The sequence below is a fragment of the Rhodococcus sp. DK176 genome, from assembly GCF_038447315.2.
In the GTDB taxonomy this organism is placed as follows: Bacteria; Actinomycetota; Actinomycetes; order Mycobacteriales; family Mycobacteriaceae; genus Rhodococcus_F; species Rhodococcus_F jostii_A.
Genome location: NZ_CP118321.2, coordinates 1,131,219 through 1,146,377 on the forward strand (window position 1 = coordinate 1,131,219; position 15,159 = coordinate 1,146,377).

Genomic DNA, 15,159 nt, shown 5'->3' on the forward strand with positions numbered 1-15,159 from the left:
CTGTCATGGTCATGATGTTCGAGCCGATCACGCGGAAATCCGCCTCCACCGAAGTCTTCGACCAGATCACCGCGCGTGTGCTGGGCGGCGACCTCGCCGCCGGCGATGCCCTGCCGAGCGAACGACGACTCGCCGAAGCGTTCGGGGTGTCCCGGCCCGCGGTCCGAGAAGCGATCCAGAAGCTGGCCCAGGCCGGACTCGTCGAGGTCCGGCAGGGCGACGCCACCTCGGTCCGCGACTTCCGGCAGCACGGCGGGCCCGAACTGCTGTCCCAGCTGCTGGTCCGCGACGGCGTACCCGACTGGGCGGTGGTCCGCAGCGTTCTCGAGGCGCGTCGGATGATCGGTGTGCAGGTCGCCCGGCTCGCCGCGGGCCGGGCCACCGACGAGTCGGGTGCCGCTCTCCGCGACGCCGTGGATCATCTCGCCTCCGACAGCGACCCCGTCGCGCAGCAGGTCGGCGCCCTGGCCTTCTGGGAGCGCGTCGTCGACACGGCCGATTCCATCGCATTCCGGCTCATCTTCAACAGCCTCCGTAACGCTTACGAACCGACTATGACGGCGATGGCCGCCGTCATGGTCGCGGAAGTCGGCCGCACCGACCTGTACCACCAGCTGGCCGAGGCGATCTCCGCCCACGACGAAGTCGCCGCGGCACAGACCGCCACCACACTCCTCGACCTCGGCACGGCCGCCGTCACGTCCGTGATCGACGCACTGCACCAGAACGATTCGGAGAAGGACACATGACCACGAAACCTCCCGCAGATCGCCGCCAACGCAGGTCGATCACCCTCCGCGACGCCGCAGACCAGTTCCGTCGACACCCGTCCCCGTGGATGATCGGCAGCATGCTGGTCGCCGCGGTGGCCGCCCGCCTGATCGTCGGCGACTGGCAGCTGACCGATGCCGTGCTTCCGCTGGTGATGCTGGCCGTGTTCCCGTTCGCCGAATGGGTCATCCACGTCGGCATCCTGCACTGGAAACCCCGAAAGGTCCTGGGCCTGACCGTCGATTCGCTGCTCGCCCGGAAGCATCGCGAGCATCACGTCGACCCCCGGGACGTACCGCTGGTCTTCATCCCGTGGCAGACGCTGACGTGGCTGATTCCGGTTCTCGTGGCCATCTCGCTGCTCGCGTTCCCGCGCACCGGACTCGGACTGACGTTCCTGGTGGTGCTGAGCATTCTGGGCGTCCTCTACGAATGGACGCACTACCTCATCCACAGCGACTACAAGCCGAACTCCCGCCTGTACCGTGCGATCTGGCGCAACCACCGCCATCACCACTACAAGAACGAGCACTACTGGTTCACCGTCACCACGTCGGGAACCGCCGACCGGATCCTGGGCACCGACCCGGACCCCGAATCGGTCGAGAAGTCGCCCACCGCCCGCAACCTCCACACCGTGCGCTGACGCACCCGTGAGTACTTCTCAACCGCCCGCGGTTAACAAGTACTCACGGGTGCCGGAGGCGCTAACCGCGGCGAAAAAGCTTGTTGCCCAACCAGACGATGGGGTCGTACCGGCGGTCGACCACCCGCTCCTTCATCGGGATGATGGCGTTGTCGGTGATCTTTATCCCCTCGGGGCACACCTCGGTGCAGCACTTGGTGATGTTGCAGAGCCCGAGACCGAACTCTTCCTGCGCCGCGTCACGACGGTCGGCCGTGTCGAGTGGATGCATCTCCAGTTCGGCGACGCGGATGAAGAAGCGGGGGCCGGAGAACGCCGGCTTGTTGTCGTCGTGGTCACGGATCACGTGACAGGTGTTCTGGCAGAGGAAGCACTCGATGCACTTGCGGAATTCCTGCGACCGCTCGACGTCGATCTGCTGCATCCGGTACTCACCCGGTCCGAGCCCCGGCGGCGGGGTGAACGACGGGATCTCCCGCGCCTTCGCGTAGTTGAACGACACGTCGGTGACGAGATCCCGGATGACCGGGAACGCACGCAACGGCGTGACCGTCACCACCTCGTCTTCCGTGAACGTCGACATCCGCGTCATGCACAGCAGCCGTGGCTGGCCGTTGATCTCGGCGGAACACGAACCGCACTTGCCCGCCTTGCAGTTCCATCGCACCGCCAGGTCCGGGGTCTGCGTCGCCTGCAACCGGTGGATGATGTCGAGCACCACCTCACCTTCGTTGACGGGGATGGAGTAGTCCTGGAGCGCGCCGCCGTCGGCGTCGCCGCGCCAGACCCGGAACTGCGCGTCGTAACCCATCTCAGGCCTTCCTTCCCGGGTGTTCCGCGAGTTCGGCGTCGGTGTAGTACTTCGCCAGTTCGTCGATGTCGAAGAGCTCCAACAGCTCTGCGCGCATCGGGAGCTGGGGTTCGCGGGTGACGGTGACGTCCGGCACCACCGAATCGGGATGCGCGGACATGTCGCCGACCACGCTGCACACCAGCAGGGTGTTGCGCCACTCCGCCTCCATGCTCGGGTGGTCGTCGCGGGTGTGCCCGCCGCGACTTTCCGTGCGCAGCAGCGCCGCCTGGGCCACGCATTCGCTGACCAGCACCATGTTCCGCAGGTCGACGGCGAGGTGCCATCCCGGGTTGAACTGGCGGTGCCCCTCCACCTCCACGCCCCCGATGCGGCCCTTGATCTCCGTGAGCTTCTCCAGGGCACGCACGATCTCGTCTTCCTTCCGGATGATGCCGACGAGGTCGTTCATGGTCTGCTGCAGTTCGGTGTGCAGCGTGTACGGGTTCTCGGTGGTGCCGCCCTCCCCGACCGCGGGATCGAACGGCGACAACAACATCCGCGCCGCCGCATCGACGGCGTCCGCGGACACGACCGGCCGGTCCTGCAGCGACTTCACATACTCCGCCGCCCCCAGTCCGGCGCGGCGCCCGAACACGAGAAGGTCGGACAGCGAGTTGCCGCCGAGCCGGTTGGAACCGTGCATCCCGCCCGAACACTCCCCCGCGGCGAACAGACCCGCGACGCTGGACGATCCGCTGTCGGGGTCGACTTCGATGCCCCCCATCACGTAATGGCAGGTGGGCCCGACCTCCATCTGCTCCTTGGTGATGTCGACGTCGGCGAGTTCCTTGAACTGGTGGTACATCGAGGGCAGCCGCCGGACGATCTCGTCGGCGGGCATCCGTGAGGCGATGTCGAGGTACACGCCGCCGTGCGGGGTCTGCCGTCCGGCCTTGACCTCGGAGTTGATGGCCCGGGCCACCTCGTCGCGGGGCAGGAGATCCGGTGTGCGCCGGTTGTTGTCGGAATCCTTGTACCAGCCGTCGGCCTCTTCCTCGGTCTCCGCGTACTGGCCTTTGAAGACCGGCGGGATGTACGAGAACATGAACCGCTCGCCCTCGGAGTTCTTCAGGACCCCGCCGTCGCCGCGGACGCCTTCCGTCACGAGGATGCCCTTGACGCTGGGCGGCCACACCATGCCGGTGGGGTGGAACTGCACGAACTCCATGTTGATGAGGTTGGCGCCCGCGCGCAGGGCGAGGGCGTGACCGTCGCCGGTGTACTCCCACGAATTCGACGTCACCTTGAACGACTTGCCGATCCCGCCGGTGGCCATCACGACGGCCGGTGCCTCGAACAGGACGAAACGTCCACTCTCGCGCCAGTATCCGAAGGCACCCGAGATCCGGTCGCCGTCCTTGGTCAGCTCGGAGATGGTGCATTCGGCGAAGATCTTGATCCGGGCCTCGTAGTCGCCGGTGGCGGCGAAATCTTCCTGCTGCAGCGACACGATCTTCTGCTGCATGGTGCGGATCAGTTCGAGTCCGGTGCGGTCACCGACGTGCGCGAGCCGCGGATACGTGTGACCGCCGAAGTTACGCTGGCTGATCCGGCCGTCGGGGGTCCGGTCGAACAGGGCCCCGTACGTCTCGAGTTCCCACACCCGGTCGGGAGCCTCGCGGGCGTGCAGTTCGGCCATTCGCCAGTTGTTGAGGAACTTGCCGCCGCGCATCGTGTCCTGGAAATGGGTCTGCCACGTGTCCTTCTCGTTGGCGTTTCCCATCGCGGCGGCGCAGCCACCCTCCGCCATGACCGTGTGCGCCTTGCCGAACAGCGACTTGCAGACGACGGCGACGGACAGGCCCTGTTCCCGGGCCTCGATGACCGCTCGCAGTCCGGCGCCGCCGGCACCGATGACCACGACGTCGTACTGGTGCCGTTCGACTTCCGTCATTCCACTCCCTCTTCGATGAAGTCAGTTGATGAGGCGCAGGTCGGAGATGGTGCCGCTGGCCACGAGCATCACGTAGAAGTCGGTGATGATCAGTGTGGCGAGGGTGGTCCAGGCGAGCTGCATGTGCCGGGTGTTCAGTGTGCTGACCCAGGTCCAGAGCCGGTACCGGATCGGGTGCTTGGAGAAGTGGGTGAGCCTGCCGCCCATGACGTGCCTGCAGGAATGGCAGGAGACGGTGTACGCCCAGAGCAGGATCACGTTGCAGACCATGACGAGTGTGCCGAGCCCGATTCCGAATCCGCCGTCGGCGCCGTGGAACGCGCGGATCGCGTCGTACGTGTTGATCAGCGAGACGACGACTGCCACGTAGAAGAAGTAGCGGTGTGCGTTCTGGACGATCAGCGGCAGGCGCGTCTCACCCGTGTAGGTGCTGTGGGGCTCCGCAACCGCGCACGCGGGCGGCGAGAACCACACCGACCGGTAGTAGGCCTTGCGGTAGTAGTAGCAGGTGAGCCGGAAGCCGAGCAGGAACGGCAGCACCAGGAACCCGAGCGGGATGATCATCGGCAACTCGCCGATGGGTGTCCCGAAGTCGCTCGAACCGGGCACACACGAATCGCTCAGGCACGGCGAGTAGAACGGCGTCAGGTAGTGATAGTCCTCGACGAAGTACGCGGTGCGGACCCACGAGCGGACCGATGCGTACACCACGAAGACGGACAGGCCGAGCACCGTCAGCAGCGGGGCCACCCACCACCGGTCGGTGCGGAGCGTGCGTTCCGCTATCCGGGCACGGGTCGGCGCCCCCACACCGGCACTTTCGGAATCCTTCGGCGGCGCGCTCATCCGCGCTCGTAGTGGAGCCCGCCCAGCCCCTCGTCATCGATACCGAGCCACATCGACGCGTCGTACGGGGTGTCCGACACCTTGATTCGCTCCACCGGTTCGCGGTGGACGACGTTCGGCGGCGAGGAGTCGAGTTCCCGCGCGTCTATCTCGAGCCGCTCCAGATCGTTGCTCAGCCGCCGCACGGATGCGGCGTCGCCGTACATCGATCGCAACGAACCGACAGCGCGCCGAAGGCGGTCGATGGTGCGATTCAGTTCGAGCATTTCGGAGGTCGACATGTGACCCCTCCCAACCCAGCCGGATGTAGCCGTGACATGAATCACACTACCGATATTCGGAGGGGACGGTGCCGCTTTCGGCACCTCGGAAACTCCGTTGCGATGAATTTCGCGGGGCGGCCGAGTCCATATCTGCAGGACCACCGACAACGCACACCCACCGGGAGGACATCATGGCCGACGCCACGATCGGAAGCATCCTGCTCGCCAGCATTCACCCCGACCGACTACGGGACTGGTACACCGCCGCGTTCTCGCCGAAGGTCGAACGCACCCCCGGCGAACCGGGCTACGACGTCCTCGACTTCGACGGCTTCTACATCATGCTCGACCGGCGCGACGACGTCGGCGACACGAACCCCGAACCCGGCCGCGTACTCCTCAACGTCGAGGTCGCCGACGCCCGCGCCGCAGCAGACCGGATCGACGAACTCGGCGCGACGTGGCTGTCCCCGCTCGAGGATCGTGACGGCAGCTGGTTCGGCACCGCGGTGGACCCCGACGGCAACTACGTCCAGATCATCCAGCTCAGCGCGCAGGCGCGGGCCGAGATGTCGTGACCGACAGCACGGAAAGAGAACAGACATGTTGAGCAATGCGCGAGCATTCAGCGGTTTCGCCGTCGACGACATCGCCGCGGCCAAGTCCTTCTACACCGACACCCTGGGCCTCGAGGTCACCGAAGAGGAGATGGGACTGCTGGGCCTGCATCTCCCGAAGGGGCCGGTGGTGCTGATCTATCCCAAGCCCGACCACACGCCGGCGACGTTCACGATCCTGAATTTCGCCGTGGACGACGTCGAGAAGGCCGTCGACGCACTCACCGAACGTGGGGTCCGGTTCCTGCGGTACGACGGTTTCGATCAGGACGACAAGGCAATCATGCGCGGCAACGGTCCCGACATCGCGTGGTTCACCGACCCCGCGGGCAACGTGCTGTCGGTGCTCGCCGAATCCTGACGGCCCCAGCTCAGAGCCGCGTGAGCGTCGACTTCAGCCAGGTGCTGTCGAACCACGTGGATGCGGCCGCGCCGAACGACGCGGAGGCGAGGCGTCCGCTGCCCGCGGGCACCGAGCCGACGATGTCGACTCCCGTCACGGCGGGCAGGTCGTCGAGATTGCACCGCTCGGCGAGCCCGGGCTCGTCCGGCCACGACCCGATCACCGTTCCGGCGCAGGCGAGACCGGCCGCCGACAGTGCCCGGATCGTGAGCTCGGTGTGGTTGAGCGTGCCGAGGCCTGCCGCGGCGACCACCACAGCCGGTGCGTCGAGGGCGCGCGCGAGATCGACGAGCGTGAAGCCCTCGGCGCCCAGCCGCACCAGCAGGCCGCCTGCACCCTCGACGAGCACCAGATCGTGCCCGTCATCGAGCGCACGGACCGTCTCGACGACGTCGGCGCACCGCAGCATCGGCAGGCCACTGCGCCGGGCCGCGGTGTCGGGGGCGAGTGGTTCGGGATAGCGGGCCAGCTCCACCACCGCCGTGACACCGGACAGTCTGGTCACCTCGGCCAGATCACCCGGCTCGCCCGGGGCGACGCCGGTCTGCGCGGGCTTGCACACCGCCACGGACAGGCCCGCCTCACGTGCAGCCGCCGCCAGCGCCGCCGTGACCACCGTCTTGCCGACGTCCGTCGACGTGCCGGTGACCACCAGGATGCTCACGCCGACGCTCCCGCCAGGACGTCCGCCAGCACGGCTTCGATCCGCGACAGTTCGCCCTCATCGAGCGTCGCTCGGGCGGTGAGCCGCAGACGCGACGTGCCTTCGGGCACCGACGGGGGCCGGAAGCAGCCGACGTGCAAGCCCTGTTCCCGGCAGGCGGCGGCCGCGTCGACGGCGCGTTGCGGGTCGCCGAGAATGACGGAGACGACGGCGGACTCGGGTGTCCCGGCGCCGGTGAACCGGGCGAGATCCCGCGCACGGTCCAGGACGGACTCCGCACGGTGGGGTTCACGCCGCAGAACGGCGAGCGCCGCCCGTGCCGCACCGACGGCCGCGGGGGCGAGGCCGGTATCGAAGATGAACGTGCGCGCGGCGTCGACGAGATGCGCGCGCACCTTCTCCGACGCCAGCACCGCACCACCCTGGCTGGCCAGCGACTTCGACAGCGTGGCCGTGACGACGATGTCGGGTTCGCCCGCGAGACCCACCTCGTGCACGAGTCCGCGGCCCCCTGCGCCGCGGACTCCGACACCGTGCGCCTCGTCCACGACGAGGAACGCGCCGTGGTCGCGGCACACCCGGTGGAGGTCGACGAGGGGTGCGAGATCCCCGTCCGCGCTGAACACCGAGTCGGTGACGACCAGCGCCCGCTCCTCCGGCCGGGTGGCCAGTGCGCTGCGGACGAAGTCGAGATCGGAGTGCGGTGCGACGGCCACGCGGGCCCGGGACAGCCGGCACGCGTCGACCAGCGACGCGTGGCTGCCCGCGTCGGAGACGATCAGCGATCCGGCGCCGGACAGTGCGGTGACGGCACCGAGATTCGCCGTGTACCCGGACGAGAACACCAGCCCGGCCTCGGCGCCGACGAACTCGGCGAGTTCGGTTTCGAGGAGTTCGTGTTCGGTGGTCGATCCCGTGACCAGACGCGAGCCGGTGGCCCCCGCGCCCCAGCGGCGCAGCGCGGTCATCGCGCCGTGCAGCACCTCCGGGTGCCGTACGAGTCCGAGGTAGTCGTTGGACGCCAGATCGATCAGCGCGTTGCCGGGCGTGCGTGGACGCAACTCGCGGCGCAGTCCCGCGGCGCGCCGCTGGTCCTCGACGTCGTCGAGCCAGGTGGTGAAGGTGCGGTCGGTACTCACCCACGGCACGATACGCGACTTGAACGGTGTTCAACCCGGGTGGGCCCGGTTTTCTTCGAGTGGCTAGGGTCGAGACCGTGACCTCCCCGAGCCTGTCCGTCGACGACATCACGTCCCTCGATGCCTCGCTGCTCTGGCATCCGTACGGCGCCTTCCCCGCCTCGACCACCCCGCTCGTGGTGGCCGAGGCGAGCGGGACGCGCCTCACTCTCGCCGACGGACGCGAACTCGTCGACGGCATGAGTTCGTGGTGGGCCGCGGTCCACGGCTACCGGCATCCCGTCCTGGACGCGGCGGCGACGGCGCAGCTCGGGCGGATGAGTCACGTGATGTTCGGCGGGCTCACCCACGAACCGGCCGCGCGGCTCGCCCAGCTGCTCGTCGAGATCACCCCGGACGGACTCGACAAGGTGTTCCTCGCCGATTCCGGTTCGGTGTCCGTCGAGGTCGCCGTCAAGATGTGCCTGCAGTACTGGCGCAGTCGCGGCAGGCCGGAGCGGCACCGGCTGCTCACCTGGCGCGGCGGGTATCACGGCGACACGTTCGCCCCGATGAGCGTCTGCGACCCGGACGGCGGCATGCACTCCCTGTGGACGGACGTCCTGGCACGGCAGGTCTTCGCCGGACCCCCGCCCCGCGAATTCGACCCGCGGTACGTCGCGGAGTTCGAGCACCTGGTGGCCTCGCACACCGACGAACTGGCGGCCGTCATCGTCGAACCGGTGGTGCAGGGAGCCGGTGGCATGCGCTTCCACGACCCCCGGTACCTGTCGGAGCTGCGGCGGATCTGCGACGAGCACGGGCTCCTGCTGGTGTTCGACGAGATCGCGACCGGTTTCGGCCGCACCGGCGAGCTGTTCGCCGCGGACCACGCCGGCGCCCGCCCCGACATCATGTGCGTCGGCAAGGCCCTCACCGGCGGGTATATGACCCTCGCCGCGACGCTCTGTTCCACCGACGTCGCCGAGACCATCAGCGCCGGGGACGCCGGCGGGCTGATGCACGGTCCCACGTTCATGGCCAACCCGCTCGCCTGCGCCGTCGCTGTGGCGTCGATCGAACTCCTGCTGTCGCGCGACTGGCGAGCCGAGGTCGAGGGTGTGCGCCGCGAGCTCGAATCGGGGCTCGCACCGGCCCGGGAACTCCCCGGCGTCCGGGACGTCCGGGTGCTCGGCGCGATCGGTGTGATCGAACTCGCCGAACCCGTCGACATGCGGGCCGCCACCGACGCCGCGGTGGCCGCCGGGGTCTGGTTGCGGCCGTTCCGGAACCTGATCTACGCGATGCCGCCGTACGTGTGCACCACCGGCGACGTGCGGAAGATCACAGCCGGAATGCTTGCTGCCGCACGGAGCTCCACCCCGGGCCGATAGCCCGATCACGTCGAGCTGAGAGCAACGCCGACGCGGGCTAGTGTTCTCGATATGGAAGCAAGCGAGTCGACCGGCACCACGCCCATTCCCGTGTGGCCCGGCAGCGCCTACCCACTGGGCGCCACCTACGACGGAGCCGGGACGAACTTCTCGTTGTTCTCCGAGGTCGCCGAGGCGGTCGATCTGTGCCTGATCGCGAAGGACGGCACGGAGACGCGGATTCGCCTCGACGAGGTCGACGGTTACGTGTGGCACGCGTACCTGCCGACCGTCGTTCCCGGTCAGCGGTACGGGTACCGGATCCACGGCCCCTGGGATCCCTCTGCCGGGCACCGCTGCGACCCCAGCAAGCTCCTCCTCGACCCCTACGGCAAGGCGTTCGACGGCGAGTTCGACGGAGACCGGTCCCTGTTCTCCTACGACATCGACGCGCCCGCCGAGGCCGCCCCCGACGAATCGGAGGACGCCGCCCTACTCGTCGACACGGACGACGACATCGAGGCAGAGGACGAGGCGGGGGCCGAGCTCGCGGCGGAACCCGAGGAGACCTCGGCGCCCGGACTGCCCGGACACGACTCGCTCGGCCACACGATGACGACGGTGGTGATCAACCCGTTCTTCGACTGGGCTGCCGACCGCGCACCGAAGCACCCGTACCACGACACCGTGATCTACGAGGCCCACGTCAAGGGCATGACGGCGACGCATCCCGGTGTGCCGGAAGAGCTCCGCGGCACGTATGCGGGCCTCGCGCATCCGGTGATCATCGACCACCTCGTCGACCTCGGGGTCACCGCGATCGAACTGATGCCGGTGCATCAGTTCATGCACGATCAGACGCTGCTGGACAAGGGGCTGCGGAACTACTGGGGTTACAACACGTTCGGCTTCCTCGCCCCGCACACCGGGTATTCGTCGGCGGAGAAGCCGGGCGCCGCGGTGTCGGAGTTCAAGGCGATGGTCCGCTCGTTCCACGAAGCGGGCATCGAGGTCATCCTCGACGTCGTCTACAACCACACCGCCGAGGGCAACCACCTCGGTCCGACCATCTCGTTCCGCGGCATCGACAACGCCGCCTACTACCGGCTCGTCGACGGCGACGCCGAGCACTACATGGACTACACCGGCACCGGGAACAGCCTCAACGCCCGGCACCCGCACACGCTGCAACTCATCATGGACTCGCTGCGGTACTGGGTCACCGAGATGCACGTCGACGGATTCCGGTTCGACCTCGCGTCCACGCTCGCCCGTGAACTGCACGACGTCGACCGGCTCTCCGCGTTCTTCGACCTCGTCCAGCAGGATCCGATCGTCAGCCAGGTCAAGCTCATCGCCGAACCGTGGGACATCGGCGAAGGCGGGTACCAGGTGGGCAACTTTCCGGGCCTGTGGACGGAGTGGAACGGCAAGTACCGGGACACGGTCCGCGACTACTGGCGCGGCGAACCCGCGACGCTCGGCGAGTTCGCGTCCCGGCTGACCGGGTCCTCCGACCTCTACGAGGCCACCGGGCGCCGCCCCGGCGCGAGCATCAACTTCGTCATCGCCCACGACGGGTTCACCCTGCACGACCTGGTGTCGTACAACGAGAAGCACAACGAGGCCAACGGCGAGGGCAACAACGACGGCGAGAGCCACAACCGGTCCTGGAACTGCGGTGTCGAGGGGCCGACGGACGATCCGGAGATCCTCGATCTGCGCGGGCGGCAGAGCCGCAACATCCTGGCCACCCTGCTGCTCAGCCAGGGGACGCCGATGCTGGCGCACGGCGACGAGATGGGCCGCACCCAGCAGGGCAACAACAACGTGTACTGCCAGGACTCGGAACTGTCGTGGATGGACTGGTCGCTGGCGGACGCCAACGCCGACCTGGTCGAGTTCACCAAACGGGTGATCGCCTTGCGGATGAAGAATCCGGTGTTCCGTCGCCGCCGGTTCTTCGAGGGCACCCCCATCCGCAGCGGTGACCAGACCCGCGACATCGCGTGGCTCACCCCGGCCGGTGAGGAGATGACCCCCGAGGACTGGGACAGCGGTTTCGGGAAGTCCCTCGCGGTCTTCCTCAACGGCGAGGGCATCCCCGAACCCAACCACCGCGGCGAGCGGGTGGTCGGCGACTCGTTCCTGCTGTGTTTCAACGCGCACGACGAGGAGATCGAGTTCTCCACGCCGAATTCCGATTATGCCGACGAATGGGCGGTCGTGCTCGACACCGCAGTCCCGACGGGGGCGAAGGAAGCGGTGATCAAGGCCGGGGATCCGCTGCAGGTCGAGGCCCGGTCGCTGGTCGTGCTGCGCCGGACAGCCTGAGCCGGGGACGACGATGTCGATCACGGCCACCTACCGGCTGCAACTGCGCGGTGACTGCTTCACCCTGGCGGACGCCGCCGCCGTCGCCGACTACCTGGACGACCTCGGGATCTCCCACGCCTATCTGTCGCCGATCCTGACGGCCACCACCGGATCGACCCACGGTTACGACGTCACCGACGTGACCCGCGTGTCCCCCGCGCTCGGCGGGCGGGAGGCGCTGGCCGCGCTGTCCCGGGAGGTGCGGGGCCGCGGCCTGGGTCTCGTCGTCGACCTCGTCCCCAATCATGTGGGTGTCGCGAATCCGCGTGAGAACCCGTGGTGGTGGGATGTTCTCACGCACGGTCGCCGCTCCGAGTACGCCGAGTTCTTCGACATCGACTGGAGCGACGACAACGGCGCAGGCGGCCGGCTCGCGCTGCCCGTCCTCGGATCGGACGCCGATCTCGAGTCGCTGACCGTCGACCGCTCGGGACCCGAGCCTCTGCTCGCGTTCTACGAGCACCGGTTCCCGATCACCCCCGGCACCGACACCGCCGAGCCGACGGCGGTCCACGACGCGCAGTCCTACCGCCTGGTCCCGTGGGACTCCGGGCTCATCGGGTACCGGCGATTCTTCGCGGTCAGCGAACTGGCCGGTATCCGTCAGGAAGACCCGCGCGTGTTCGAGGCCTCGCACCGCGAACTGCGGAGCTGGGTGACGGACGAGTTGATCGACGGCGTGCGCATCGACCATCCCGACGGGTTGTCCGATCCGGCCGAGTATCTCGACCGGCTGCGCGGCGTGATCGGCGCGGACCGGTGGCTGGTGATCGAGAAGATCCTCGGCCACACCGAACCATTGGACGACCACCTGCCGATCGCGGGCACCACCGGCTACGACGCGCTGGCCGAAGTCGGCGGCGTCTTCGTCGACGCGTCGGGAGCTCCCGCGCTCACCGTCCTGTCGTCGTCCCGCACGGGTGACCGGGGTGACGCGCCGTGGATTCACGAACACGAAACCGCGATCAAACGCGACGTCGCCGGAACCATTCTCGCCCCGGAGGTCCGGCGCCTCGTCCGGGCGATCCGCGCGGAGACCGGCACCGACTGCAGCGATGCGGACCTGCGTGACGCCGTCGTGGACGTCGTCGCCGCCATGCCCGTGTACCGGTCCGACTACAGTCCGCTGGCCGGGCTGGCGAAACGGGTGATCGGCGACGTCCTCCGGCGTGAACCGCACTGGTCCGACGCGCTGTCCGCCCTCGGCGCCGCCCTGATCGCCGGCGGTGAGGCGGCCACCCGCTTCCAGCAGGTGTGCGGCGCAGTGATGGCGAAGTCCGTGGAGGACTGCCTGTTCTACCGCACCGCCCGGCTGGTGTCGTTGCAGGAGGTCGGCGGCAATCCGGCGAACGTCGGCGTCTCCCCCGCCGAATTCCACCTGGCCGCAGCCGAGCGAGCCGCCCGGTGGCCGCAGGCGATGACGACGCTGTCGACGCACGACACCAAGCGCGGGGAGGACGTCCGGGCCCGGATCGGCATCCTGTCGCAGGTGCCGGACCTGTGGGCCGAATGCGTCGATCAGTGGGAACGCATCGCACCCAGCCCCGATCCCGTGACCGGACTGTTCCTGTGGCAGAACCTGTTCGGGGTGTGGCCGGTCGACGGCCGGGCCGCGGCCGACGTGCCCGACTTCCGCGACCGCGTCCACGCGTACGCGGAGAAGGCGGTCCGCGAGGCCGGGACCCGGACGTCGTGGCACGACGTGAACGAGGACTTCGAGCGCGACCTCCACAGTTGGCTGGACACGGTGATCGACGGCACCGTCGGCAAGGCGCTCGGCTCCCTGTGCACCCAGCTGGCCCCGCACGCCTGGTCGGACTCGCTCGGTCAGAAGCTGCTGCAGCTGTGCGGACCCGGGATCCCGGACGTGTACCAGGGAACCGAGCTGTGGGAAGACTCGCTCGTCGACCCGGACAATCGCCGTCCCGTGGACTACGACATACGACGGAGCCTGCTCGCGGGGCTCGGCACCCCTCCGGTCGATGCGACGGGCGCGGCGAAGATGCACATCGTCCGCACGGCTCTGCGCCTGCGCCGGGAACGTCCGGACAGCTTCGTCGGCGGGACCTACACGCCGGTGTTCGCGTCGGGGACCGCGGCGGAACATCTGATCGGCTTCGCCCGCGGACGGCAAGGGTCGGCGCCGGACGTCGTGGCACTGGCCACCCGCCACACCGTCGGTCTGGAGCAACGTGGCTGGGGCGACACCACCGTGCCCCTCCCCGACGGCACCTGGACCGACCTGCTCACCTCCCAGACGTACACCGGCGGCGGCGTCGACACCGCAACCCTGTTCGCCCGCTATCCCGTGGCGCTTCTGGCCCTGTGAGTACTTGTCAACCGCCGCGGTTGACAAGTACTCACGGGGGTACTGGCTCTTGTATGTCGCGACGTGTGGTTGCCCGGGCATACGGAGGGCCGGAGGTCCTCGCCGTCGTCGACGCGGATCCGGTCAGTCCCGCCCCCGGCGAGGTGGTGATCGACGTTCGCGCCATCGGGGTCAATCCGATCGACTACAAGCTCTACAGCGGCGCGTTCGGTGCCGACCCGGACGTCTTGCCCATGGGCCTGGGCAGCGAGGCCGCGGGCATCGTCGGCGAGGTGGGTGACACCGCGGCGGGACCGGTGGGCCCGATCTCGGTGGGCGACGAGGTGATCGTGTACCCGGTGTCCGAGTCGTACGCGGACCGACTTGTCGTGTCCGGTGATTCGGTGATCCCGAAACCGGCGTCGTTGCCGTGGAACGAGGCGGCCGGACTTCTCGCCGTGGGTGCCACCGCGGTCGACACCCTCGACACGGCGAACGTCGGCGCCGGCGACCTCCTGCTCGTGCACGGAGCGTCCGGCGGCGTGGGGTCGTTCGTCGTGCAGTTGGGGCGGGCCCGCGGTGCCACGATCATCGGTACCGCGCGCCCCGAGCACCACGACTACGTCCGCTCGCTCGGAGCCACCCCCGTGTCCTACGGCGCCGGCCTGGACGATCGGGTCCGCGTCCTGGCACCGGACGGGGTGGACGCCGTGATCGATACCGCGGGCAGTGACGAGGCGATCGACGTCTCCGTGGACCTGGTGCGGGACCGGTCGCGGTTGGTGACGACCGTTCCCGGACCCCGGCCGGTCGAAGCCGGTTTCCGGATCGTGGGCGCGCTGGGGCCGGAAGGGATGGAGCCGCGTAAACGCGCCCGCGTCTTCCTCGTCGACCTCGCGGGCAACGGCGACGTGCGGGTGCGCGTGGCGCGCACGTACGCGCTGACGGAGGCGGCACGCGCTCATGCCGATCTTCGGAAGCCGCACGCGGCGGGCAAGTTCATCCTGCTGCCGTAGGCGCGACGCAC

At 68.6% G+C, this 15,159-nt stretch carries 14 protein-coding genes; 8 read left to right on the forward strand and 6 right to left on the reverse strand.

Annotation, left to right across the window (positions count from 1 at the left end; genetic code table 11):
• The first annotated feature begins 11 nt into the window (after window positions 1-11).
• Together PSR88_RS05305 and PSR88_RS05310 are read left to right on the forward strand one after the other, a co-directional pair.
• The gene (locus PSR88_RS05305) at window positions 12-749 is read left to right on the forward strand and encodes a FadR/GntR family transcriptional regulator (protein WP_192815029.1); all 738 of its coding nucleotides are present in this window, start codon (window positions 12-14) and stop codon (window positions 747-749) included.
• Window positions 746-1,417, forward strand: a complete 672-nt coding sequence (locus PSR88_RS05310; RefSeq protein WP_016880068.1) for a sterol desaturase family protein — start codon at window positions 746-748, stop codon at window positions 1,415-1,417. The genes PSR88_RS05305 and PSR88_RS05310 overlap by 4 nt, the downstream gene beginning before the upstream one ends.
• A 61-nt stretch (window positions 1,418-1,478) precedes the next feature.
• Here PSR88_RS05310 and PSR88_RS05315 read toward each other — a convergent pair whose 3' ends face one another.
• Genes PSR88_RS05315 through PSR88_RS05330 form a run of 4 tightly spaced genes read right to left on the reverse strand, consistent with a single transcriptional unit; the run spans window position 1,479 to window position 5,291 of the window.
• Window positions 1,479-2,228, reverse strand: coding sequence for a succinate dehydrogenase/fumarate reductase iron-sulfur subunit (locus PSR88_RS05315; RefSeq protein WP_016880067.1), 750 nt, complete (start codon window positions 2,226-2,228; stop codon window positions 1,479-1,481).
• Between the two features lies 1 nt (window position 2,229).
• Window positions 2,230-4,164, reverse strand: coding sequence for a fumarate reductase/succinate dehydrogenase flavoprotein subunit (locus PSR88_RS05320; RefSeq protein WP_009473698.1), 1,935 nt, complete (start codon window positions 4,162-4,164; stop codon window positions 2,230-2,232).
• A gap of 21 nt (window positions 4,165-4,185) precedes the next feature.
• Window positions 4,186-5,010 (reverse strand): hypothetical protein, encoded by an 825-nt coding sequence (locus PSR88_RS05325; protein WP_009473699.1) that lies wholly within the window; start codon window positions 5,008-5,010, stop codon window positions 4,186-4,188.
• Window positions 5,007-5,291 carry a hypothetical protein gene (locus PSR88_RS05330; protein ID WP_009473700.1) on the reverse strand — a complete coding sequence of 95 codons (285 nt, stop codon included), beginning with the start codon at window positions 5,289-5,291 and terminating at the stop codon, window positions 5,007-5,009. The genes PSR88_RS05325 and PSR88_RS05330 overlap by 4 nt, the downstream gene beginning before the upstream one ends.
• A 173-nt stretch (window positions 5,292-5,464) precedes the next feature.
• Here PSR88_RS05330 and PSR88_RS05335 point away from each other — a divergent pair, with 173 nt between their 5' ends.
• Both PSR88_RS05335 and PSR88_RS05340 read left to right on the forward strand, forming a co-directional pair.
• Window positions 5,465-5,851, forward strand: a complete 387-nt coding sequence (locus PSR88_RS05335) for a VOC family protein (RefSeq protein WP_016880066.1) — start codon at window positions 5,465-5,467, stop codon at window positions 5,849-5,851.
• A gap of 25 nt (window positions 5,852-5,876) precedes the next feature.
• Complete coding sequence (locus PSR88_RS05340) at window positions 5,877-6,251, forward strand: VOC family protein (protein WP_016880065.1); 375 nt, start codon at window positions 5,877-5,879, stop codon at window positions 6,249-6,251.
• 10 nt (window positions 6,252-6,261) lie between these two features.
• Here PSR88_RS05340 and bioD read toward each other — a convergent pair whose 3' ends face one another.
• Both bioD and PSR88_RS05350 read right to left on the reverse strand, forming a co-directional pair.
• Entirely contained in the window at window positions 6,262-6,957 is a 696-nt protein-coding gene (gene bioD / locus PSR88_RS05345; RefSeq protein WP_016880064.1) for a dethiobiotin synthase, read from the reverse strand.
• Window positions 6,954-8,105 (reverse strand): 8-amino-7-oxononanoate synthase, encoded by a 1,152-nt coding sequence (locus PSR88_RS05350; protein ID WP_016880063.1) that lies wholly within the window; start codon window positions 8,103-8,105, stop codon window positions 6,954-6,956. Before PSR88_RS05350 ends, bioD begins: the two co-directional genes overlap by 4 nt.
• 68 nt (window positions 8,106-8,173) lie before the next feature.
• Here PSR88_RS05350 and PSR88_RS05355 point away from each other — a divergent pair, with 68 nt between their 5' ends.
• From PSR88_RS05355 to PSR88_RS05370, 4 genes are read left to right on the forward strand one after another with little or no spacing between them, the layout of a single operon-like run.
• Window positions 8,174-9,469, forward strand: coding sequence for an adenosylmethionine--8-amino-7-oxononanoate transaminase (locus PSR88_RS05355; protein ID WP_009473705.1), 1,296 nt, complete (start codon window positions 8,174-8,176; stop codon window positions 9,467-9,469).
• Between the two features lie 51 nt (window positions 9,470-9,520).
• Complete coding sequence (glgX, locus tag PSR88_RS05360; protein ID WP_011594204.1) at window positions 9,521-11,782, forward strand: glycogen debranching protein GlgX; 2,262 nt, start codon at window positions 9,521-9,523, stop codon at window positions 11,780-11,782.
• Window positions 11,783-11,795: 13 nt separating this feature from the next.
• The gene (gene treY, locus PSR88_RS05365) at window positions 11,796-14,153 is read left to right on the forward strand and encodes a malto-oligosyltrehalose synthase (RefSeq protein ID WP_016880062.1); all 2,358 of its coding nucleotides are present in this window, start codon (window positions 11,796-11,798) and stop codon (window positions 14,151-14,153) included.
• Window positions 14,154-14,206: 53 nt separating this feature from the next.
• Window positions 14,207-15,148, forward strand: coding sequence for an NADP-dependent oxidoreductase (locus tag PSR88_RS05370; RefSeq protein ID WP_016880061.1), 942 nt, complete (start codon window positions 14,207-14,209; stop codon window positions 15,146-15,148).
• The last annotated feature ends 11 nt before the right edge of the window (window positions 15,149-15,159 follow it).